Source organism: Nitrospina gracilis Nb-211 (assembly GCF_021845525.1).
Taxonomy (GTDB): Bacteria; Nitrospinota; Nitrospinia; order Nitrospinales; family Nitrospinaceae; genus Nitrospina; species Nitrospina gracilis_A.
Genome location: NZ_JAKJKD010000001.1, coordinates 2,856,255 through 2,878,859 on the forward strand (window position 1 = coordinate 2,856,255; position 22,605 = coordinate 2,878,859).

A 22,605-nucleotide genomic window follows, 5' to 3' on the forward strand; every position below is an offset into this window, starting at 1 on the left:
ACCCAGCCCAGACAAAACCAGCCAGTCACAGGGCCTTGGCGGGAAGGCGATGGAGGATGGTGTTTGGTGGCCCACAAAGGAGCTGAGATATGATAAGATCGCGGAAGCCCAATGACAAGTATATTTAAAAAAAATATACAATATTCATTCGATTATAAACATAATTCCTTTAAAAACAGGTAGTTAGTAAAAGTGTTCCCACATTTTTTTGATAGATTGCGTCTTGTGAGTTTAATTTTCAAGGCCTTGCGGAAGAAGCAGGGGATGAACCAAGGGCCTCTGGCGAATAAGGCTGGGCTCTACCAAGCCGTTGTCAGTGCCATCGAAACTCTGCCTCCCGCAGAAAAGGCCAGAAAGATTTCACGAACTGACCTTATCAAGGCGGTAAAGGCCTTGAATCTCAAAAAGCCTGGGATGAGCATCAATGCGCTGGTGTACTTGTTCGATGGCCAGGGGTTAACTTCCAAGGAAAGGAAGGAATTTGAACTCAAAAGATCGGTGCCCATGGAGGAGCAGTCAAAATTATCAGCTACGATTTTAGAATTGCTTAACCAGGCGACGAGCTACTACAAGGATAAAGAGGCCCAATGTCTTTCCATCATGAGTGAAACTGAGGAGGAGGAGCTAGATATTTACCAAAAATTCCTGAAAATTGAGCAGGAACCAGGATTACGTATTTTGATGAAAAGGATTCCTTCAAGTCTTACCTACCCGCCAACCATCCACCGAGCAGAGAGAGGGATACCAAAAAAAATTAGCTCTCTAAAAGGAATCAAGCGTTTTTGTGAAATTCGAGAGAAGAGAATTCAAAACTATTATGAGCAATTAAAAACATATGGAGATCGGTGTATTCATGTGATTGAAGAGATAAGGGACTACCTCTCAGGACGAAAGGCTTATCCTTCTCTTACTAAGGAAGAAAGGCGTGCTCACATTCAGCACTTAATTGACTTAATGGAAGAGCACCCTGAACACTTTCAAGTGAGATTAGTTGAACATTTGCCGCTTTTTGAGTATGGAATGAAGGGTTTTAATAGGGTAATTGTTACTGCTGAATTTTATCCATTACATATTAAATTAATTCGTTATATTGAGCTCAAGGGGGAGCAGGCAGTGGTTCCCTACTTGTTTGAATTTGAAAATATTTGGCAAGAGGCTTCAAAAACACAGCCTACAAATAATGAGGTAATTGAAATTTTGCATAACCTGTTAAAGGAAACCAATTAAATACTCTAAGGTTGCAATGAGATACTTGGAGTACCAGAGCAAATAATTGTTAAGGACAACCTCATTTAGGCAAACGATATGTCAAGCCCGCAATGGGTGGGGCCATTTACAATTAAGCAATTATTGGAAAATTGCCATAACTGTGAGCAGGAATGGCCGCCAGATACAAATGGAGTTTATGTTGTTTCTCTTAAAAAATGGAGAGGGCAGCCAAAACGTTCTAGTGAAGTTATTTATGTGGGTGGAAATGCAGGTAAAAGTAAAAGATTTGCAACAAGAATAGGTGATTTGTTTGCTGACATATTTGGTTTTTATGGTGGAGGAACTGGGCATCATTCGGGAGGGCAAGCAATTTACGAATTTTGTAATAGTAAAAGAACTCCCCCGTTAGAATTATTTATAGGTTGGAAAAAATACTTAATTGACCCAAAGGTAAAATCAAGTCGATTTCACAATTGTCCCCGTTGTCAGGAACTTAAACTTTATGAACAATTCAAAGGGATTGGTGATTTTTTGAATAAATACCGTCCAAGAAAGTGCAAAAAGCATATAAAAAAATAAACTCCTACATAATATAGATGAATATTATGTCTGACCTAACTGCTATAGAAAAAAGAAAACTAGAACAGGCTTTTGGAATGAAAAGTGGGTATGTATTAAATTTCTCAAATAGAACATTCCATGAGTTTGTCCTTGATAGTACGGGATTGGACATTTACGAATCCAAGTATGATTATGCTAGTGGATCAAAAGCCAATCGCTTAAGAGCTTTTTGGTCTATTGAAAGCAACTATATTGTTGGTAAATTACTGACAGATATTTGTGAGGCATGGGAAGTTTTGTCAGGTTATGGGTCCCCCCAGGAGCCGCCAGAAGAATGCCGTAAAATTGCTCGTAGATTAAAAGAAAGTGCTCCTGTACCTGACATTGGTTTTGTCGTTCCCAATGCAAATGAGGCAGGGTTTGAGGAATTGGCAAAATCTGTGCGTCTATCTATAGACAATAATCAACCAGAGGAAGGCTTAGATCGCTTCCATACATTCTTGGTAAAATATTTTCGAGTTCTTTGTAAAAAACATGGGATAGATGAAGTACAGGAAACGCCGCTACATAGTTTGGTAGGAAAATATATAAAAGCTCTTCGAAGAAAAGGTTTGATTGAGTCAGAAATTACTGAGCGAATATTGAAATCTACAATTTCTATAATGGAATCCTTGAATAAGGTTCGCAATGATCAAAGCTTTGCCCACGACAACCCAGTTTTAAATTACAATGAAAGCCTTTTAATTTTTGGGCATGTAACTAGTTCCATTCGGTTTATAGAAGCCATAGAAAAGAGACGTATGGATCAAGAGAGTCCTAAAGAGTTTGATGGAGATGATAATATTCCTTTTTAACGCTAGGTGTTATTTCTAGTTAACACAATCGAAATTGTTGCTCCACTGTAGCCAAACTGTAGCCAGCGAACTCGGAATTTGGGAATAAATACCAGAAAATCGGGGAAAGTTAAATTTTATCGGCCACGGCTGATAGTGGGCCAAAAGACGCCAAATCGTTTCTTTAGAGTGATTTAGAAAGCGATTTAAAATGGAGTTGCTACCTTGGTAGGATGTAGCTGACCCAAATCGCACTCAAGAGGTCGGGGGTTCGAATCCCCCCAGCTCCACCAGTGTAGCGCACTGAACGAAAAAGGCTGGATCTTGCGATCCGGCCTTTTTCACTTGGCATCGATTTTTTGTCAACGCACGTCCGTCTGGAGAACCTGGACACCTTCCGTTACTTTTTCAAGATCGGGTTCCCATCCGCCTCAAAGAAACCATCTCGCGGAACTCGAGCCACCAAACTGCCCGCCGGTTTGCCTCAGCCGAAACAATTGACAGGGTTGGCGGCGGTCCCTAGATTAATTACAAAGCATTCACTTTCCTATTATTAAGGAACTTTGAAATCAGATTGACCTGTTGCCCGGGTCATCCTCCACTCTTCCTCCCTCCTCCGATGGCCCGACTTTTCATGCTGGATGGTCGGAAAAGGGGCTGTCGGGTCAGTCCGATGGGAGGAAGCCATGCCCAAATATCTGTTATCCCTACTGATTGCAATAGTTTCGATCTTTTCCCTTTTAGTCATCAACCAACAAAGCTGGGGCGAGCCCCGGTTCATCACGCTGGGAGTGTCTCCCGAAATCGCCGCCGACTACATCCATGCCGTGATTGAGGCGGACCGCACCATTTATTCCAAAATGACTGTGGAGCGTCTGGAAGAAGCCGCCTCCCTCAAGGCAACGGAAAAATGGTTGGAGGAAAACACTCTGCCGCTCCCCGCCCAGTTTTTGTTGATGGCATCGCAAAACGTCAATGCCCAAAACCTTGGGATGTCCTACAAGCTCATGAGCCTGTGGCCCATCAACTCTCAAAACGGGCCGGAAGACCATTTCGAAAAGGTGGCGCTGGAAGCCATTAATGAAAATCCGGGAAGACCGTTCATGACCACGGTCTCCTCCAACCGGCAATTGTTCTTCAAGGCTGTGTATCCCGACAAAGCGGTGACCAAATCCTGCGTGGCCTGTCACAATGCGCATCCCAACAGCCCGAAGAAGGATTTCAAAGTCGGGGATGTGATGGGCGGAATCAGCATCACCCTCCCGCTGGGAAAAGAGGACACGATCCCCGCAAGGAAGGTGGCCGATTACATTCATGCCGTGCTGGAATCGGACCGGCTGATCTATACGGAATTCGTGGTGAACCGACTTCAGGACAACAACGTCTTGAATGCGTCGGAAACCTGGTGGAAGGACAAAACCCTGATGCTCCCGGCGCAATTCTTACTGTACGCATCCGATCGGGTGGCCCATGAGCGTTTGGGCCTCATGTACAAACTGCTGAGTCCGTGGCCCATCAATCCCTATAACGGAGCGGTGACCGAGTTCGAAAAAAAGGGGATGGAAGTTTTCATGAGGAATCCGAAAGAAACTTTTTATGGAACGTATACCGTCCACAATAAAAATTTCTTCGAGATCGTCTATCCAGACCTGGCGGTTTCCAAGGCGTGCGTGGCCTGCCACAACACACACCCCGAAAGCCCGAAGCGTGATTTCAAAATGAATGACATCATGGGAGGGATTATGGTGAGCTTTCCCGTCCATTGAGCGGGCGAAGGGAAGCTCCCAAAATGCTGGAAATGAAAGACGCACGCCAACCGGAACGTGGCCCGGTTGACGTGCACCTGCTTCAAGGCATTGAACCTCTTCCGGATTATTTCTGGAACACGGGGTAGCCGAAGGTGTACACCCATTTGTCGGCGTCCGCGGCGTGGGCCGGGGCCAGTTCGCGCGCGGGCAGGTGACAGGCCATGCAGTCTTCCTTGTAATCGGTGGACACGGTCTTCAACGGATTGTCCGCCATGAACAAAGACCACGCCCAGCCGTCGCCCCACAATTTGGAGTCCGGAAACCGGCCTTGCGTATCCCGCACCAGCACGAACCAGCCCTTCAGGTCCGTGGCGTGGCTCACCGCCGGGCCGGTGGTCATCTCCATCGTTTTGGTGCCCAGGAGTTCCTTCACCAGAACAGCACCGTCCGGAAATTTTTTGTGCTTGCGGTAATAGGCGAGGGTTTCCGGTTGCGTGTACACCACATGGTATTCCTTGGCGCCGGGATCGCCTTCCGTATTGGCGTGAGACCAGGTACCCAACACGGGCCAGCTTTCGTACCCCTGTGGCACTCGCAAGTCACCGGTTTTCATATCGACATTCGGGGCAAAGGGTTTGTTGCCCGCGCCCAGCAACATCCCCACGGCAACAAGAGCCAGCAGGAACAGGAACGCGCGCGCAATGACTTTCGTTTTGATGGCCATCAATTTGAGCTCCTTGAATAAAAATTAAAAAAATTATCGGGATTGGTAGAAAACGAAGGGAGACCCGGATCTTGCACAGGATCCAGGTCTCCCATAGCTCAACTCAAACGGTTTACAAATCGGCCGGATTCTTGTGTTCGATTTCCGTCCAGTTCGAATCCGCTTTGGCGATGTAGCCGGGAACGTCCTGATTCCACTTTTCCTGAATGTTTTCATCCAGGTTCAGGTACAGCTTGCCACCGACGATCTTCCAGCGATGGGGGTCGGAGAAAAACTTTTTGCCCACCGCCACGCCGTACGCACAGTAACCGCCATACTGGGGCGCATACATTTCCGGATTGGCTTCGAATTTTGCCTTGTGGTCTTTATTGGCAAACAGGTAGGTGGCGCCCTGATAATTGGCCGTGTGGAATCCATTGCCCTGCACGGGACGGCCCACTTCAAAATAGGCCACCGGATCGTACCCACCCAGCGCCGGCGTGGCGATCTCCACTCCGGAAGCATGCTTCGTCATGGACGATGCACCGGGATGGGCCAGAACCGCGCCTGCACTCCATACCAAAAGAAACGCCGCAATTGCGAAAAACCGAATGCCTTTCTGGATTTTTAAATTCATGACCGATTCCTTTCGTTTTAAAAACAAACAATGGTTTATTAAAAAGTACACCGATTGGTATATTTTTACTTTCAATCCTTACATGCCTGCCTTCCTGTTTTTTTTGCATAAAAATAGCTGAAATTGGCGTTTTTTATCTAAAATACGTTTATATTTGATTGCTTTAGGTTTATCTTGATATAAATAAGGAAACTAATTGGTTTACTGTCGTTTCAGGAGTGTTCCATGGCACAGGCATCCAAGCGGGAGCAGTTGGTGCAGGAAGCGGTGGCGATGTTTTCCCGGGACGGGTTTCACGCGGTGGGCATCGACGCCATTTCCCGCCAGGCTCGCACCACCAAAAAAACCCTCTATCATCATTTCAAATCCAAGGAGGAGTTGATCCTGGCGGCCCTGCGCCATTACGACGAACGGTTTCGCAACACGTTCATGCGTGCGGTGGAATCCCGGGCTCAGCAACCGGCGGCCCGCCTCCTCGCGGTGTTTGACGTGATGAAGGACTGGTTCGGCCAGAAAAATTTTCATGGATGCATCCTGGTCGCCGCTCTGGGTGAGTTTCCGGATCCAAAATCCCCCATCCGCCGGGCCTGCGTGGAGTCCAAGAAGGCGTTGAGGAAATACATCCGGGGCCTTGCGGCCGAGGCTCAATTGCAAAAACCCGATCAATTGGCGGAGCAGATCACCCTGCTGGTGGAAGGCGCCATCACCCTGGCGCAGGTCAATGCCACACCGCATTGCGCGGACCAGGCGAAAGCCGCCGCCGCAATCCTGATCCGAAACGCCCAGGCCTGAAATCCCCGATCTCCACCTGAATTTTTCACTTTGCCCTTGACTAAACCGACTAGTCGGTCTAATATTCCTTCCATGGACTTCACAAAAACTCAGGAAAAGCTCTTACGCACCGCCCTGCCCCTCATCCTGTCCAGGGGCTACCCGGCCACCACCGTCGATTCCATCTGCGACAAGGCGCAGGTGAGCAAGGGCAGTTTTTACCACGCCTTCGGCTCCAAGGAGGAAATGGGCCTGTGCCTGCTCAAGTGGTACCACCAGGGCGGCGAGAACAACATTTTTCACGGCCCGTTCAACGATCTGGAGGATCCCGAAGAACGCATGTTCGCTTTCCTCGACCACGTGGAGCAACTGTCGAAAGAATTCTGGGGCAACGGCTGTCTTCTGGCCAGCCTGGGACTGGAACTGGCGGACACCAGCCCCAGGATCCGCGCCGAGGTGGCGCAGGTTTTCAAAAAGCTCAGTCAGCGGCTGGAGGTCATTTTCGAACCCGCCGCCAACGGCTCCGCCAAAAACGGCAACCCGTCAGCGAAACACCTGGCCGAGCAGTTTCTGGTGATGCTGGAAGGGTCCATCGTGCTGGCGCGGGCGCATCGAAACTGGCGCGTGGTGAATCGGGGATTCGCCCACTTCCGCAGTCATCTGGAAAACCTGAGCGGGTGATATTTTTTCCAAGTTTTATCAGCAAATCGGTTTCTATAAGGAAAACATTCCATTTAATTCAAAAACAATGAGGCTCTTCGGGGGAGGAGGCATCATGCCAACACAAAATGCAACGATCGATGAAAACAGACTGCATGAATTCATGGGAAAAATGGTGGGCGATCTCGGCGCCGCCGCCACCAGCGTGCTGGTGATCCTCGGGCAGGAACTGGGGCTCTACCGCGCTATCGCGGAGCACGGTCCGTTGACGGCGGACGAACTGGCGCAAAAAACCGGCGCGGCGCCGCGTTACCTGCAGGAATGGGCGGCCAACCAAGCGGCTTCGGGGTACATCGAATACGATGCGGACACGCACCGCTTTTCCCAGACGCCGGAACAGGCGGCGGTGTTTGCCGACGAGGAAAGTCCGTTTTTCATGGGCGGCGGATTCTACTCCATCGCCTCCCTGTTCTCAGACCAGCCGAAACTGGTCGAACTGTTCCGCACCGGCAAAGGACTTTCCTGGGGCGACCACGACTCCTGCCTGTTCTGCGGCACGGCAAAATTTTTCAAGCCCACCTACAAGGCCAACCTGCTGGCATCGTGGATTCCGGCACTCGACGGCGTGCAAGCCAAGCTGGAGAAGGGTGCGAAGGTGGCGGACGTCGGATGCGGCTACGGTCACTCCACGTTGATGATGGCGGAAGCTTTTCCCAACAGCCGGTTTTACGGATACGACTTTCACGCGCCGTCGATCGAACACGCCACCCAGCTGGCCAAAGAGAAAGGACTCGGCAACGTGACCTTTGAAGTCGCCAAGGCGAAAAGTTTTCCCGGTGAAGGCTACGATCTGATCACTTTCTTCGACTGCCTGCACGACATGGGCGATCCACAAGGCGCGTGCCGCAGTGTGCACGGCAAGCTCGATCCGGACGGCACGCTGATGATCGTCGAACCCATCGCCAAGGACACGCTGAAGGAAAACCTGAACCCGGTCGGACGCGTGTACTACGCGTTTTCCACCACGGTGTGCACGCCGTCATCGCTGAGCCAGGAGGTGGGGCTGGCGCTCGGCGCACAGGCGGGGGAGAAACGCCTGCGCGAGGTGGTGACTGCCGGGGGATTCACCCGGTTCCGCCGCGCCTCCGAAACGCCGTTCAACATGGTGCTGGAAGCACGGCCCTGATGCGCCTTCCATCTGTCCCGGTATAAAAAAAAGCCCGGCCTTCCCGCCGGGCTTTTTCATTTCTTCCGGATCCGCGAAGAGGCCGGGGAATTCACCTCACCGGCCTGCGTTCGATCAGACCATGTATTCCTGCGCGAAGCCTTTTTCCAGCAACACCTCGTTCAATGACTTGCCATCGACAAAAATTTCGCACAGCCAGCGGCCGTATTTTTCCCGCTTGTCGGAGTACACCTTCACCTCCACCCAGCTTCCCACCGGAATCCGTTTTTTTACAAAATCGGACGCCGCCTTGCCGCGTTTGTATTCCTCGCTGGTGCGTTTGACACCATACACCTCCGGCGTGTCCACGCCCAGCAGGCGGAACCGTTCGCGGAACATCACTTTGAAACCCACATCCACATCCAGCTCAATCGTATCCCCATCCACCACGCGCTTGACCCGCGCCCAGTACTGATACGGTTCCACCACGCGGGGCTTGTTCGCCGCGGTCAGCTCCCGCTTCAGTTTGTTCATGGTCTGTTTCGATTTGGTAGAAGGCATGCCTGGCACCGCTCTTGTTGTGTTCGAAATGAGAACAGCCTCCTTCCTGGCAGCCGGGGTGTGCGCCAAACTTCAATACGCCGCCGGAAAGAAACCGCCCGTTTCGGCAAAAGATATATGCTCGTTCCGAAACATGCAAATGGAAAAAATGGGATTAGTTACTTGGCTCCAACAAAACAAAAAGGTTCCGCCCCCCTGCCGGAACCCCTCTGCTGAAAATGCTTCGTTTCCGCACGGATCAGTCGCGGTAGCGGGAGAAGACAAAATCGTGACCTTCTTCCGCCGTGTGGCAGGCGTAGCAACCCGCGCCGCCGTCGGTGACGATGCGCTTCGTCTGGCTGTCGCCGGCGAAGGCCTCGAATCCCCAGCCGCCGGTGTCGCCAAACGCCGATCCGTTTTTCTGCATGACGCCGATCAGCTTGCGGCCGTCTTCCTGCAAGGTCTTGCCTGTTTCCTTGTAATTGAGCAGGTCGAACACCAGCACCGCCCCATCCGCAAACGTGCCGGTTTCCAATCCTTTCGCCGCCTTCGGGTTGGCATACACATGATGGATTCCCTGAAAAGGGTTCTCCAGCGGGTGGCCGGGCTGAATGACCATCGACTTCACATGCGTCCAGTCGCGGTAACCCTCCGGGTAATTCACTTTTTCGCCGCCCGCCTGCATCGGCGAAGCCACAAACAGCATTGCGCCTGCAAGCAGGCCCGCAAACAACCGGTTCATCGTCTCGTCTCCCTGGTATCTGGTGAGTGAAATCATGTCTTTTATGTAGTATCGATTCGATACTATATAAAAGATAGCGGGAACAAATTGCTTTGTCAATTCCTTTTACCTTGGCTACAATGCAACCATGAGCGCGTCCTTACTCCACGATTACATAGAACGGATCTCGCACCTCATCCGCTCGGAAACCCGTATCGCCGGCACCGACTTCGACCTGCAACCCATCCAGCTCGATGTCCTGCATTACCTCACGCGATCCAACCGGTATTCCAACACACCGCAGGGTGTGACGGACTACTTCGGCCTGACCAAGGGCACGGTGTCGCAAACCATCAAGGCGCTGGAGAGCAAGGGCCTGCTTTCGAAAACGCCGGACGCGAAGGACGGCAGGAAGGTTCACCTCGCCGTCACCCGCACGGGGAAGAAACTGCTGGACAAGACCATGCCCGCCAGGGTGGTGGCGGGCGCATGGGAGGAGTTGCCGGAAGAAGACCGCGACCGGCTCATCGCCCATCTCAGCCAACTGCTGGCCAAAATGCAGAAGGCCAACGGCATGAACGCCTTCGGCGTGTGCCGCACCTGCCGCTTCAATTCGCAGATCAGCGATACCAAATTCTTCTGCGAACTCACGCAGGAGCCGCTTTCGGCCACCGACGTCACCCTGTTGTGCCGCGAGCACACGGTCCCCACAGAAGAAGCCGAACCCGCCGAACGGTAAGCACTCCTTGAGTGACGGGTTGAGGTGAGGGTGAACGATGCCTTCCTTTGATTATTCATGAACGTCTATAAAGCGTGGAAACCGTTTGAAGGCATCCCGGCGCCGTTGTACCTGGAGTCGATGGTGAAAGACGGCGACGGTTTAAGGCTGGTCCTGCTGGATGGATCGGTGGAGGGACGGCGTCTGCACATCCATTTCAAAGAGGTGCTGGCGTTTCGCAACGCGAACGAGAAGTGCCTGCTGAAAACCTGGGAGGAGAACGAAAGCTGGGAGGGTCACTCCAGCCTGTTGATCGTCGAGGACTCGCAGTTTGTGGCGTGGTTGCACGAGCAGAGTTTCGGCATGTTTGCGGATCGTCCCATCACCCATTACGCCATCTACACCCCCCACGACTGCCTCGACATTCTGACGGATACGGATCCGGGGGTAGAGTGGAAATTATAAAATGCCCTTAATTTTATTTTGTATCAATCCATTGGAATCGATGGATACGCATGAACCTTCCCATCCTCCGCATTTACCATTACTACTAACCAAAGCCCATTATTATTAAGTAGCTGCACATAATGCATATCAAGCAACTTTTGTATCCTATTCACCCACTCGTGAATGCCTCTCTCAAAATTTAGTTGGCGCTCTCTTTCCTCAAAAGGATTCCAAAAATGCAAAACCTTACTACATAAATCGTAAAGTTTTAACCACTCTTCTTTTTCTAAAAATCCACTTTCCACCAAGGGGAAGTGCTTCACACCGTTCTCACCAATAATTGCTTGCCCCACAGGCTTGGGGTAAAAATCAGGATTTATTTTTTCTATAGATCTTAATAACTTTTTTGCATTCCATTTTTCCCTGAAATCAGCATGGACCTTTGAGTACTCCTCTTTATTTGCCGCCAGTGACGAGAAAGCAATTATTTCTAAAATTTTCCTTAAATGGACACAAACATTTTCATAACCATAAAAGTCCTTCCCAAAAGGAATTTCACTTTTGAGAAAAGATTTGATTAATGCAATTCTTATTTTTATCTCCTCCATTAATTGGCAATAAACCTTTGCATCCTCAACCATTCTTAATCCCCTCAATAATTATTAATCTCAATCTATAAAAATGTTTATTTAAGAACTTTAAAATTTATTATTTCATTTTACCTTTGCCCAACAAACTATTGATCCCCTCCATTACTCCCGACATAAGAAAATCCAGAATGGTAGACTGAAGTGAGAGGTCCTTTATCCAGCGCCCGTTCTGGTGCGCCTTTTGAGGGGTGATTGACATCATGGAAGATAAACTCTTTTTGGTTCTCGTGGGGTCGATGGTGTTGAACTTTTTCGTGCTGGGGATTTCCATCAACCGGCCGAACTCGTTCTGGCCGGTGGCGCTGTCCGCCGTCTCCATCGCGCTCCAGGGCACGGCGCTCCGGCTGGTCGCCATGATTTCCATTTCCTGAAGGACCTGCGACCTGCCGCCGCACCGCCCATCTTTTCCGCTCCGGTCGGCTCCACCCCGCCCGCCCGCCGCCGATCCTGCGTCAACGCCTCTTTTCCAACCCATTGAAACCATTCGCATACCCGCCGCGCCCGCGCCTCCCCCACATTTCCTCTAAATAACATGGTGGCCGCGCCCCACGGGACCTATGTTTAAGGTATGAACGATTGCAGGTCGCCGGGCCTCGCGGAGTGATGGGATTCCGCCGGGGTCCCGCTCCGCTTTCGACCACAGGTCTTTACTACAGGTGAGATGTCGCCATGAAAACCAAACGAGTGGGTTTCATACTGATGGCGGTCTGTCTGCTTTTGGGCTGGGCCGTTGGTACCGCCGCCGCCCCGCCCACAGAGGAGATGACGACCGAGGAATGGATCCTGACGCCGGGCACCGCCGCGAGCTGTCCGCATGATTTCATTCTGGAAAACGCGGATAAGGAAACCGTGGAACTGCAACTCATGCTGGGCAACGAGCCCTTCATGCAAGACCGCATCGAACCGAACGATGCGAAGGCCTACGGCCTGCACCACAACCTTACCGAAGCAATGGCACAGGGCAAGGAAGTGATGGCGGACGACTGGGCCACGGTGCTCCACACTGGTGAAAAAGGATCGCTCAGGATGTACTGCATGGAGTGATGGGCGGAACAATGCCTGAGATGGCCCGGCCCCCGGTTAACGGGGGCCGGGTTTTTTCGTTTATTACAAAAGGCGGCCGCGTGGAAGCGGCGTCATCCCCCGGCGGGCGCGTCCGCCGATCCGGGTGCGGTCCATTGGAAAAACCGTCCGGTCATCACTGCATCGAACCAGTGTTTCCACGCCTCGCCGCTGTCCACCGGCGCGAGCGACAACGCCTCGTCGGTGAGATATTCTTTTTTATCGAGCGTCACGATTTCGATTTCGCCGCGCAGGCGTTCGAGGGTCGCGCGGACGCGGTCGCCATTCTCCAGCAGTTCGATGCGCACCGTGCCCTCACCATCTTCACTGTCAAACACGTAGGAGTGGGTGCGGCGAATGTCGCGCGCGCCCGCGGAGAACAGAACCGGCCGGATGAACATTGCCTGCTGGCCTTTCACCTGCGTGGTGTGCACCACCACCGCGTACATGGTTTCCCCTTCCTGCCACAACCACACTTGAGTGAGCGTGAGGTGCGCCCGGCCGCGATCGGTCAACGCGCTGTACGTTCCCAGATACTTTAACGCTCCCGCCTGCGGTGCTTCGTATTTCAACGGCGGCGGTTCCCTGACAAACGTCATGTCCGGCGGCGCGCCACGCGGTGTGCGCGCGGGCGAAACCTGCATGAGCGTCATGCGCTCCGGCGTGACCGTTGTCACTTCGAACAAGTATGCCGGCAGAATGTGATGCGTGGTGGCGATCCTTCCATTCCGCACGGTGCCTTCGCCACCCAGGCATTCGGTATCGCCACACGAGTAAAACGCCCACACCTCGCCTTTCGCATTGATCACCATGCGGCTCGGCGGACTGCCCTCTTCGCGCCGCCAGTGCCCGGCAAGCGGATTGCTCTCCGCTTCCAGTTTGCCGAAGGTGCGGCGCAGGGTTTCCGGATCGCGAAAACGCGCTTCGAACAACAATCGGTTGGCTTCGAAAAAGTTGGCGGTCAGGCGCGCCGATTCGTTTTGCAGGCTCCACACTTCGTAACCCACGCCGGCGAGCGCCACCAGGGGAAGGATCAGCAACGCCAGGTAACCGCCCGCCAGTCCCGCCCGTTTCCGCGCCAGCACCAGCGATGCGCCGCCGACGATGTGACCCAGCAATGCTATGAGAATGACGATGAAGATATCGACGCGGATGGGACCGGACACCGTCGGGCCCCACACGAAAGTCATGAACACTTCGTAGCCGGTGAGCAGGACGCCCAGCGCCGCGGCGGCGATCAGGCCCTTGCGCGCGCCTTTTGCCGTCCACGCGGGAAACGCGTAAAGCAGGAGGCTCACGATCGCCGTCCAGTAAAATATCAAAAACGCGTTCACGTCCACTCCTGTTGGTTGTGCGGTTCAAGAACGATCATTATGCCATACTGGATCAATGCGCTCTCTTCCACTTGCGGCGCACAAAGAATTTACCGATCTCGATCACCGGCACCACGGTGAACGCCACCCCGATCACGACCGCCCATTCCTGCATGCTCATCGTGTATGTGCCGAACACCTGTTCCAGAACCGGAACGTGGAATATCAGCGACAACAGGACCAGTTCCCACAACACCGCAAGGTTCAGCCACTTGTTTGAAAGAGGGTGGCGGAACGCGGAAAAGCGGTCGGAGCGGAAGTTGTATGCGTTGAACAATTGAATGATCACCAGAGAGAGAAAGGTCATCGCCATGGCCTGCTCCACGGTGCGTTCGGTGTGGAGCGCCCAGGCAAACAGACCAAAGTTTGCGGCGGCGATCCAGACACCACTCAACAACATCAGCGTCAGCACCGGCGGCGTGAAGACGCCGGTATTGGGATCGCGCGGTGGACGCCGCATGAGATCGTCTTCCGGTGGATCGACACTGAGCGCCAGCGCGGGCAGGCCATCGGTCGCCAGGTTGACGTATAAAATCTGCACCGCCGAAAGCGGCAGGGGCAGGCCCGTCAGCACGGCGGCGCTGATGAGGCCGATCTCGCCAATATTCGACGACAGCAGGTACATGAGAAATTTTTTGATGTTGCCGAAGATGCCGCGTCCTTCCTCCACCGCGCCGACGATCGAGGCAAAATTGTCGTCGGTGAGCGTCATGTCCGCCGCCTCGCGGCTGACATCGGTGCCGGTGATGCCCATCGCCACCCCCACGTCCGCCTGCTTGAGTGCCGGTGCATCGTTGACGCCGTCGCCCGTCATCGCCACAATGTGCCCCCGCTTCTGCAACGCATCCACCACGCGCAGTTTGTGTTCCGGCGACACACGCGCATAGACGTCGATTTGTTCCACGCGTTGCTCCAGTTCGCTCTCGGTCATACTTTCCACTTCCGCGCCGGTCACGATTTTGCCGTTGGCAAGCAGACCCAGCTCGCGCGCCACCGCCTGCGCTGTCTGCGGATGGTCGCCGGTGATCATGACGGGCCGAATGCCGGCGGAGATGCAGGTGCGGATGGCCTCCGCCGCTTCCGTGCGCGGCGGATCGATCATCCCCGCCAGGCCGAGAAACGTCATGTCTTCCTCCACATGGTCGAGCGAGGCGTCGCGCTTGCAGGCAATCGCCAGAACACGTAATGCCTCGCCAGCCATGTCCTGCGCCGCGGCGCGAAGCTGTTCCCGGTCCGCCTCCTGCATCGGGCGGTCGCCGGTGGGTGTTGCAAGGTAGGCGCAGGCGGAAATCAGGATTTCCGGCGCGCCTTTGGAGTAGGCAATGGTCCCGCCTTCCGGATCGCGGTGCAGGGTGGTCATGCGTTTGCGCTCGGAAGTGAAGGGAATTTCCTGGATGCGCGGCCAGTGCGATTCCAGTTCCACGTGCCGAAACCCCGCTTTCTCCGCCAGCACCACCAGCGCGCCTTCCGTCGCATCGCCTTTGATATGCGAGGTCCCGTCTTCCCGGAGCAGCCGGGCATCCGAGGCCAGCGCCCCGCCGCGTAAAAATTCCAGAAGCGGTCCTTCCAGCTTCGCTTCCCTGCCGTCCACAAACAACCCGCCTGTCGGATCGTATCCCGATCCCGTCACCTCGTACCATTCGCCCGCCACCCGGATTTTGCGCACCATCATTTCATCCCGCGTGAGGGTACCGGTTTTGTCGGAACAGATCACCGACGTACTGCCCAGCGTCTCCACTGTGGGCAGATGGCGGATGAGCGCGTTGCGTTTCGACATGCGTTGCACGCCGAGCGCGAGCGAGATGGTGACCACGGCGGGCAGGGCCTCCGGCACCACCGCAACAGCGAGTGCGATGCCGAACAGGAACATGTCCAACAGCGGCGACCCGCGAAGCACGCCCAGTAGGACGATGATCACCACCACCGCCAAAGCCGCCCACGCCAGCACGCGGCCGACGCGGTCGAGGTTCTTCTGAAGAGGGGTTTCGGTGTCCTCCACCGTTTTCAGCATGCGGGTGATTTTGCCGAACTCGGTGTTCATGCCCGTCGCCACCGCCAGCACGCGGCCGCGCCCATAGGTGACGGTGGTGCCGGAAAACACCATGTTTATGCGATCGCCTATGGGGAGAGCGTCGTCATTCAAAGGCGTGGATACTTTTTCCACCGGCAGGGATTCGCCGGTCAACGCCGCTTCATCGGTTTTCAGGTTCACCGTCTCCACGATGCGCGCATCGGCGGGTACTTTGTCTCCCATGCTGAGCAAAAGGAGATCGCCCGGCACCACTTCACGCGCGGGGATTTCCTTTTCAATACCGTCGCGGAGAACGTGCGCCACCGGAGCGGCCATCTTCTTCAACGCCTCGATGGCCCGTTCGGCGCGGAACTCCTGGATGAATCCGAGCAGAATCGCGAACAGCACGATCACGCCGATGGCCACAGACTCAACGACCTCACCCAGAAAAGCGGAGAGGGTAATGGCCACCAGCAGAATGACGATCAGAATGTTTTTGAACTGGTTGGCAAAGACGGTCCAAGCGGAGACGTGGTCGGCGGCGGCCAGCTCGTTGAGCCCAAACTTGTGAAGGCGTTGGGCCGCTTCCTTTGCGGACAACCCGGAAGCATCACTGGCAAGACCTTCATAAACACGATCCAGCGTATGAGAATGCCAGTTTTCAGTAGCCCCCATAGGCAACTCGAACGATTGGTTGGAATTTTATGATACCGATTCCTGAAGAAAAATGCCAAGCAATCGTTTTCCGCCTGCCCGCAGCGCGGGCAAAAGTACTTTTCTTTTTCAAACTGGATTTTTACAAGCGAGGCGTTATACATTCAAACATCGTGCAAGCGTACGTTGGAAATCCTGCAAACCGACAAGAGGAGGGACGAAGCCAATGACCGATTCGATTTTGGAACACCTGGGTCCGCTGGCGCCGCTGGCGGGAACCTGGGAGGGCACGAAGGGGGACGACACCGCGCCTTCCGATGACCGGGGCGTGGAAAAGAATCTGTTTCGCGAGCGCATCACGTTTGAGCCGATCAAGCCGCCCAACAACCACGAGCAACAACTGTACGGATTGCGTTACGCCACCACCGCGTGGCGGCTGGAGGAGGAAAGCCCGTTTCACGAGGAACGCGGGTACTGGTTGTGGGATGGAGATGCCAGGCAGGTTCTGCGTTGTTTCACCATTCCCCGCGGCATGAACGTGCTCGCCGGAGGCACGGCGGAAGCGGACGCCAAATCGTTCGAAATGGTCGCGGAGGTGGGATCGCCCACGTACGGCATCTCTTCCAACCGCTTTCTGGATGAAGAGTTCAAAACCGTGCGCTACGAGTTGAAAGTGGTCGTCCACAGCAACGACAACTGGAGCTACGAGGAAGACACGCAGATCCAGATCAAGGGCCAAAGCGAATTGTTTCATCACATCGACAAAAACACCTTGAGCCGGGTGAAGTTGTGACGGCAAAAAAAAACCGGCGGGGTGGAAACCCCGCCGGTTCGAAAGTGGTCCGTTATGTTATCTCGGCTGAACCTTGGTGGCCTGCGGGCCTTTCGGGCTCTGGCCTGCCTCGAACTCCACCGTCTGACCGTCGGTCAGCGTCTTGAAGCCATCCCCTTGAATCTCCGAAAAATGTACAAAGTAATCTTTGCCATCTTCGGACTCGATGAAACCATAACCTTTGCTTTCATTAAACCACTTTACGGTGCCTTTTGACATACTCTTGCTTCTCCAGTTGGTGCGCACGCCTCGCCGGTGAGGTTCGGCTCGTTACGCACCGATTTTTATTGGGGTTGTTCATTCAAAGGGTGCTTCGTGGACAGCCTGCAGATACAAAAAAACCATCCCTAGGGATGGCCGCTTGGAAAAAACCCACTGGTGTTTACTCTGTCTCATCCCCGAGCGCGGATTCACAAAACCCGCAACCCGTTGACTTGCGTCAACCCTCATTGTCCCTATCAAGGTAACATGGTTTTTTTTTAAAAGATATCGAAAAAAACAAGTCCAGCCGGTTCCTCACCATTCTTCTTTCCCCAATGAAACACGCGCATGGGGGGCAGATTTCGCCATTCCCCGGCCGTCCACACCCGTCCGCGACGGGCGGCCGGGACAGGGCTACCACCCGGCGGCTCACATGGTGAGCCACAGACCGCCCTTCCGGGGCCCGGTTGCCCGCCACGGTGGCCAAAACCCGGCTCCCGTAGTCCGACTCATGGTGCAAAACGGGATGCCGGAGACTGTCGCATGCGGTGCATCCAGACTGTACGCTACAGGATGTCTTCCGGCTCCTCCGCCCGTCCGGGTGAACGCAAACAAAATTGTTTCGCGTCGAACTTATTGTTTTTCACAAAAAATTTTTCTTTTTTTAATGGTTGGAAATCCAGACCTTTTTCCACAGTCCTCCGTTCCTGATGCACTTTAATCTTTAATCTAAATTTGAAGGCCTTACACTGATTTTATCCATTTTTGAAGCCAAACATTCAGGCGAGGCATCTGGAAAACTGGAAAACGCACGAACGAAACCGGGTTCAAAAATCGAGAGGGGGACGCCGCAAGGCAATGCGGTTTTGGTGGATCCATATAAAGGGTGAAAAAATGTTTTCCAATCAACTGCTTGAAAAAGGAAAGGTCGCGCAAAGGCAGGGCCGGTTTCAGGAAGCCACACAACACCTCGGTCAATTTCTTGAAACGCATCTGGAAAAACTGGGGGAAAACCACCCGGTGATCGCCGCCACCTGGTTTCGTTTGGGGCAACTGTGGATGGAGCAAGGCGATCCAGTCCAAGCGTTGGTCTATTTTGAAAAAACCAAGAGCAGCCAGGTTCGGAACCTCGGTGAAACGCACGTTCACCTGACCAACACGTGGAACCAGATGGCCGCCGCCTGCGTGGACCAGGATGACTACGACCGCGCTATCGAATGCCACCAGCAGGCGCTGGACATCAGCCTGCGCCATTACAGCGAGTACCATCCGTCGGTCGCACTGACCTGCAAGAGTCTCGGTATGGTGTGGTACCGCAAGGGTGATCTCGATCAGGCGCTTCTTTTCATCCAGAAAGCATTGGGGGGTCTCCGCACCATTTGCGCCCAGGATCACCCCTTGCTTGCCCAGACCTGGAACAACCTGGGTATGATATCCGAAGCACAGGGCAACCAAAGGGAAGCGTGCAATTATTTCACCAAGGCGCTGGACGTGGCGTGCAAAGCGGGATTGGATACCTTGAAATTCACGCTTGAGCAGAAACTGGAAGAGCTGACGGTGCTGCAGGAAGGTGACGAAGAGCAGACGGCGGCGGACGCCGCCGAAGAAGCAACCCATGAGGAACCCGCCGCCCCGGAATCCACCTTGTATGCCGGAACGAAATCCCGCTCCCATTAAACGCCGGCCCCAAACTCCAGCCGGGAAGGAATCCCTTTCCGCCATTCACAAACTGGTCTGCCCTGGTTCGTATCAACCCTTGTTACGTTGAGGCTCCCATCGTTTTTACGGAACCCGCGGGAGCATCAAAACATGCCCGAAGGGCTGTCGTAAAACTGCTCGTTGCCGTTGACCCCGTCTTCCAGAACATCCTTGTATATCAGGTCCCAGTGGCCGTCTTCGTCCACGTCGTAAACATAAAAGAGCGGTTGCGGCGTGGCGATGTAAAGATACCGGTGACCCTGGTAGGAAACATAGAAGATCGGAGAGGCCGGATAGATCGCCGCGACCGTGACAAGAGGTTCCGCGGACATGTAGGACCGGACCAACGTCGCACCGTGTAAAAATCCGCGATTCCGTTGCCATTAAGATCGTACCCGACGATCACCATACCACCCGGCTGCGTATTCCAACCCGTGCGGGTTTGCAGGGGGGGCTCACCCTGAAGTTGAATGTGCGTGGCGCCTGCCGGAGCCGTCCACATTATCAGGGCCAAACAAACTGTAGCAACCATCATCCAGTGTTTCATGGTTCCCACCCCCTTTCTCCTTATCGGCCCGGATCCGATTTTTCATGACCCGGCCTTCACTAAAATTAATGCATAAGCCATGCCATAACTGAGTGGTGGGCGGACGCGTTTCCTTGCTTGCGGCGGCGGAGGAGGCTCTTTCAAGTCACGAAACCCAATGGGATAAAGAGCCCTGTGCCGTCATCATTCCTGGTGACGGCGCGCACATTTTTTGTAAGGACCCGGGAGTGGAACGCGGTCATGACCATTTGTGTCACCGTCCCAAATCTGATTGCCGTTTTTTGTTCGAGGCCTATATTGATTTACGAGGACCGGTTGGTTACGGTTTGGGGGATTTATTTTTGATTCTCATTACTAACTTCCCGATACGGGAATCGAAGAAGGAGGCACGTTATGTGGATCGATGTAATGGGAATCGTGGTTGCCCTGTTCATCGTCGCCATGCTGGCGGTCGAGCTGTTGGAGGGGAACCGGCTTTTCCAGTAATGAAAATTGAATAGGTAGGAAGTCTGCTAAGTCAGAAAGGGCGGTCACGCACCGCAAATAAGGGATCCCCCTTATGAGACTGCTGCGCACCAGCGAAGTGGGCGGCAGTCTTTTTTATTAGCCTGGACTGTCTCGTCGGGCACGGATTCCGGACCCGGAATCCGGGTCGTGTTTCCGTGATAACGGTTCCCGGTTTCAAATTCTACAAACCTTCCCGCCCCTGCCGCTCATCATAATTAACAAACATTCCATCCACCGTGCCCTGCGCGGAGACGGACGGATCTTGGATCCGGTCCGGCGCCAGGCCGGGACGCAGGGTCATGGCATTGTCCTGGAGAAGACATCATGAAAGCATCCGATCTGTTTGTCCACGCTCTCGAACAGGAGGGCGTGGAATCCATCTTCGGCGTCCCCGGCGAGGAAACGCTGAACCTGATGGAGTCCCTGCGTCATTCGAACATCCGCTTCATCCTCACCCGTCACGAGCAGGCGGCGGGGTTCATGGCCGCCACCTACGGACGGCTCACCGGCCGGGTGGGCGTCTGCCTGTCCACGCTCGGCCCCGGCGTGACCAATCTGGTGACCGCCGGCGCCTACGCCCAACTGGGCGCCATGCCCATGCTCATGATCTCCGGCCAGAAACCCATTAAGAAGAGCAAGCAGGGACGGTTCCAGATCGTCGATGCCATCGCCATGATGCGGCCGCTGACCAAGTCCACGCGGCAGGTGGTGCACGGCAACAGCATTTCCGTCATCGTGCGTGAGTCGGTGCGGCTGGCGCAGGAAGAACGACCCGGCGCAGTGCACATCGAACTGCCGGAAGACATCGCCGAGGAAGAATGCACCGCCCGGCCATACCCGGTGCAGACGACGCGCCGCCCGCACGCGGACGAACTGGCCATCGAACAGGCGGCGCAGATGCTGATGCAGGCCAAGCGGCCGCTCCTCCTCATCGGCGCCGGTGCCAACCGCTACCGCACCAGCCAGGCGCTCCGGCAATTTGTCGATCACACCGGCATTTATTTTTTCAACACGCAGATGGGCAAGGGCGTGGTGGACGAGCGGCATCCCAGATTCCTCGGCACCGCCGCGCTCTCAAACAAGGATTACTTGCACTGCGCCATCGAACAGGCGGACCTCATCCTCAACGTCGGCCACGACGTCATCGAAAAACCGCCGTTCTTCATGTACGCGAACGGCAGTACGCAGGTCATCCATGTCAACTTCTTCTCGTCCAATGTGGATGAGGTGTACTTCCCGCAACTCGACGTGGTGGGCGACATCGCCGACAGCATCGAGCGCCTGTACCGACACATCACCCCTTCGGCGCAGTGGGAACTCAGTTTCTTTGAAAAAGTGAAGCTGGAGCTGGAACAACACATCGAGGAAAAGGCCGTGCAACCGCGCTTTCCCGTGGGTCCCGAATTTCTTGTCGGGGAGATTCGCCGCATCATGCCGGACGACGGCATCCTCGCCCTCGACAATGGCCTGTACAAAATCTGGTTCGCGCGCAACTACAAGGCGTACGGACTGAACACTCTGCTTCTCGACAACGCGCTGGCCAGCATGGGCGCGGGCCTGCCTTCCGCCATGGCGGCGCGCATGGTGTTCCCGGAACGCAAGGTGATGGCCATCTGCGGCGACGGCGGTTTCATGATGAACGCGCAGGAACTGGAAACCGCGGTGCGGCTGAAACTGGACCTGGTGATCGTGGTGCTGTGCGACAACGCGTACGGCATGATCAAGTGGAAACAGACGGAGCTGGGATTCCCCGCGTTCGGCATGGATTACACCAATCCGGACTTTTGCAAATTCGCCGAAGCGCATGGCGCCACCGGACACCGGGTGAAGCGGGCGGAAGAGTTATTTAATGTACTGGGAGATTGCTTCAATACGCCGGGCATCCACCTGGTGGAAGTGCCGATCGATTATGCCGAGGACGAGAAGGACCTGGTCGAGGAGATCAAATCCAAAACCGAAGCGCTGTGATGCGGAATCAACCGGTTAACAGGCAACGCCACGCTTTGGCAGGGCGCGGGAAACGCGCGATGGTGGTGCGGGTGCCGCCCGGCAGTTTCACGCTTTTTTGCGGGTTTTCGCCGTCTTCGCCCGGGCCGATTTGGCGGGGGCTTTCTGCGCTTTGGCAGGCTTGTTGTTTTTGCGGAACATGGACGGCTTTTCGATCAACTGTGCCGAGCGTTTCCGCAGAGAGTTTACGGAGATCACTTTCTTCAGATTGCCTGAGCTGTCAAATACCTTTACTTCATGCATGGACCAATATCCTTATGGGTGTGGCAGAGGGGGGCTGGGAGGAGGAGCGAGGCACAAAAAAAACCATCGTTCTGAATGGCCGGCAATCAAACCTTTGATTTAAAAGG

The 22,605-nt window shown here is 54.2% G+C and carries 25 protein-coding genes; 15 read left to right on the forward strand and 10 right to left on the reverse strand.

Going from position 1 to position 22,605, the window contains the following annotated elements; genetic code table 11:
- The first annotated feature begins 192 nt into the window (after positions 1–192).
- From J2S31_RS13520 to J2S31_RS13535, 4 genes are all read left to right on the forward strand, one after another.
- Positions 193–1,227 (forward strand): helix-turn-helix domain-containing protein, encoded by a 1,035-nt coding sequence (locus J2S31_RS13520; RefSeq protein WP_237099684.1) that lies wholly within the window; start codon positions 193–195, stop codon positions 1,225–1,227.
- 78 nt (positions 1,228–1,305) lie between these two features.
- Positions 1,306–1,788, forward strand: coding sequence for a hypothetical protein (locus J2S31_RS13525; protein WP_237099685.1), 483 nt, complete (start codon positions 1,306–1,308; stop codon positions 1,786–1,788).
- 26 nt (positions 1,789–1,814) lie between these two features.
- A complete protein-coding gene (locus J2S31_RS13530; protein WP_237099686.1) occupies positions 1,815–2,624 on the forward strand; it encodes an abortive infection family protein in 810 nt (269 codons plus the stop codon).
- Positions 2,625–3,289: 665 nt separating this feature from the next.
- Positions 3,290–4,369, forward strand: coding sequence for a Tll0287-like domain-containing protein (locus J2S31_RS13535; protein ID WP_237099687.1), 1,080 nt, complete (start codon positions 3,290–3,292; stop codon positions 4,367–4,369).
- 106 nt (positions 4,370–4,475) lie between these two features.
- On the opposite strand, the gene J2S31_RS13540 is transcribed toward J2S31_RS13535, so the two are convergent.
- Positions 4,476–5,075 carry a cytochrome P460 family protein gene (locus J2S31_RS13540; RefSeq protein ID WP_237099688.1) on the reverse strand — a complete coding sequence of 200 codons (600 nt, stop codon included), beginning with the start codon at positions 5,073–5,075 and terminating at the stop codon, positions 4,476–4,478.
- A 112-nt stretch (positions 5,076–5,187) separates the two neighbouring features.
- Positions 5,188–5,589 (reverse strand): YHS domain-containing (seleno)protein, encoded by a 402-nt coding sequence (locus J2S31_RS13545; RefSeq protein ID WP_237099689.1) that lies wholly within the window; start codon positions 5,587–5,589, stop codon positions 5,188–5,190.
- Here J2S31_RS13545 and J2S31_RS13550 point away from each other — a divergent pair.
- From J2S31_RS13550 to J2S31_RS13565, 4 genes are all read left to right on the forward strand, one after another.
- Entirely contained in the window at positions 5,588–5,812 is a 225-nt protein-coding gene (locus J2S31_RS13550) for a hypothetical protein (protein WP_237099690.1), read from the forward strand. The two genes, J2S31_RS13545 and J2S31_RS13550, sit on opposite strands and share 2 nt — an antisense overlap.
- Positions 5,813–5,916: 104 nt before the next feature.
- Complete coding sequence (locus J2S31_RS13555; protein WP_237099691.1) at positions 5,917–6,483, forward strand: TetR/AcrR family transcriptional regulator; 567 nt, start codon at positions 5,917–5,919, stop codon at positions 6,481–6,483.
- A 72-nt stretch (positions 6,484–6,555) separates the two neighbouring features.
- Complete coding sequence (locus tag J2S31_RS13560; RefSeq protein ID WP_237099692.1) at positions 6,556–7,143, forward strand: TetR/AcrR family transcriptional regulator; 588 nt, start codon at positions 6,556–6,558, stop codon at positions 7,141–7,143.
- 94 nt (positions 7,144–7,237) lie between these two features.
- A complete protein-coding gene (locus J2S31_RS13565) occupies positions 7,238–8,308 on the forward strand; it encodes a class I SAM-dependent methyltransferase (RefSeq protein WP_237099693.1) in 1,071 nt (356 codons plus the stop codon).
- 114 nt (positions 8,309–8,422) lie between these two features.
- Here J2S31_RS13565 and J2S31_RS13570 read toward each other — a convergent pair whose 3' ends face one another.
- Together J2S31_RS13570 and J2S31_RS13575 are read right to left on the reverse strand one after the other, a co-directional pair.
- Positions 8,423–8,848: a thermonuclease family protein gene (locus J2S31_RS13570; protein ID WP_237099694.1), complete on the reverse strand. Its 426-nt coding sequence runs from the start codon at positions 8,846–8,848 to the stop codon at positions 8,423–8,425.
- Between the two features lie 238 nt (positions 8,849–9,086).
- Positions 9,087–9,569, reverse strand: a complete 483-nt coding sequence (locus J2S31_RS13575) for a cytochrome P460 family protein (RefSeq protein ID WP_237099695.1) — start codon at positions 9,567–9,569, stop codon at positions 9,087–9,089.
- Between the two features lie 127 nt (positions 9,570–9,696).
- On the opposite strand from J2S31_RS13575, the gene J2S31_RS13580 reads away from it, so the two are divergent.
- Complete coding sequence (locus tag J2S31_RS13580; RefSeq protein WP_237099696.1) at positions 9,697–10,287, forward strand: MarR family winged helix-turn-helix transcriptional regulator; 591 nt, start codon at positions 9,697–9,699, stop codon at positions 10,285–10,287.
- A 57-nt stretch (positions 10,288–10,344) separates the two neighbouring features.
- Positions 10,345–10,731, forward strand: coding sequence for a hypothetical protein (locus tag J2S31_RS13585; RefSeq protein WP_237099697.1), 387 nt, complete (start codon positions 10,345–10,347; stop codon positions 10,729–10,731).
- Positions 10,732–10,754: 23 nt separating this feature from the next.
- Here the strand turns inward: J2S31_RS13585 and J2S31_RS13590 are convergent, their stop codons facing one another.
- A complete protein-coding gene (locus J2S31_RS13590; protein ID WP_237099698.1) occupies positions 10,755–11,354 on the reverse strand; it encodes a hypothetical protein in 600 nt (199 codons plus the stop codon).
- Between the two features lie 209 nt (positions 11,355–11,563).
- Here J2S31_RS13590 and J2S31_RS13595 point away from each other — a divergent pair, with 209 nt between their 5' ends.
- On the forward strand, positions 11,564–11,734 hold the full coding sequence (locus tag J2S31_RS13595) for a hypothetical protein (RefSeq protein ID WP_237099699.1): 171 nt from the start codon (positions 11,564–11,566) through the stop codon (positions 11,732–11,734).
- A 298-nt stretch (positions 11,735–12,032) separates the two neighbouring features.
- On the forward strand, positions 12,033–12,407 hold the full coding sequence (locus J2S31_RS13600; protein WP_237099700.1) for a hypothetical protein: 375 nt from the start codon (positions 12,033–12,035) through the stop codon (positions 12,405–12,407).
- 92 nt (positions 12,408–12,499) lie between these two features.
- Here J2S31_RS13600 and J2S31_RS13605 read toward each other — a convergent pair whose 3' ends face one another.
- Together J2S31_RS13605 and J2S31_RS13610 are read right to left on the reverse strand one after the other, a co-directional pair.
- Positions 12,500–13,759 (reverse strand): hypothetical protein, encoded by a 1,260-nt coding sequence (locus J2S31_RS13605; protein ID WP_237099701.1) that lies wholly within the window; start codon positions 13,757–13,759, stop codon positions 12,500–12,502.
- A gap of 52 nt (positions 13,760–13,811) precedes the next feature.
- Positions 13,812–16,484: a cation-translocating P-type ATPase gene (locus J2S31_RS13610; protein WP_237099702.1), complete on the reverse strand. Its 2,673-nt coding sequence runs from the start codon at positions 16,482–16,484 to the stop codon at positions 13,812–13,814.
- Positions 16,485–16,689: 205 nt separating this feature from the next.
- Here J2S31_RS13610 and J2S31_RS13615 point away from each other — a divergent pair, with 205 nt between their 5' ends.
- Complete coding sequence (locus J2S31_RS13615; RefSeq protein WP_237099703.1) at positions 16,690–17,256, forward strand: heme-binding beta-barrel domain-containing protein; 567 nt, start codon at positions 16,690–16,692, stop codon at positions 17,254–17,256.
- A 57-nt stretch (positions 17,257–17,313) separates the two neighbouring features.
- On the opposite strand, the gene J2S31_RS13620 is transcribed toward J2S31_RS13615, so the two are convergent.
- Entirely contained in the window at positions 17,314–17,514 is a 201-nt protein-coding gene (locus J2S31_RS13620) for a cold-shock protein (RefSeq protein ID WP_237099704.1), read from the reverse strand.
- Positions 17,515–18,390: 876 nt separating this feature from the next.
- On the opposite strand from J2S31_RS13620, the gene J2S31_RS13625 reads away from it, so the two are divergent.
- Positions 18,391–19,173, forward strand: coding sequence for a tetratricopeptide repeat protein (locus J2S31_RS13625; protein ID WP_237099705.1), 783 nt, complete (start codon positions 18,391–18,393; stop codon positions 19,171–19,173).
- Between the two features lie 125 nt (positions 19,174–19,298).
- Here J2S31_RS13625 and J2S31_RS13630 read toward each other — a convergent pair whose 3' ends face one another.
- Positions 19,299–19,526, reverse strand: coding sequence for a hypothetical protein (locus J2S31_RS13630; RefSeq protein ID WP_237099706.1), 228 nt, complete (start codon positions 19,524–19,526; stop codon positions 19,299–19,301).
- Positions 19,527–20,572: 1,046 nt separating this feature from the next.
- Here J2S31_RS13630 and J2S31_RS13635 point away from each other — a divergent pair.
- Entirely contained in the window at positions 20,573–22,216 is a 1,644-nt protein-coding gene (locus J2S31_RS13635) for an acetolactate synthase large subunit (protein ID WP_237099707.1), read from the forward strand.
- 87 nt (positions 22,217–22,303) lie between these two features.
- Here J2S31_RS13635 and J2S31_RS13640 read toward each other — a convergent pair whose 3' ends face one another.
- Positions 22,304–22,498, reverse strand: coding sequence for a hypothetical protein (locus tag J2S31_RS13640; protein ID WP_237099708.1), 195 nt, complete (start codon positions 22,496–22,498; stop codon positions 22,304–22,306).
- Positions 22,499–22,605: the final 107 nt, after the last annotated feature.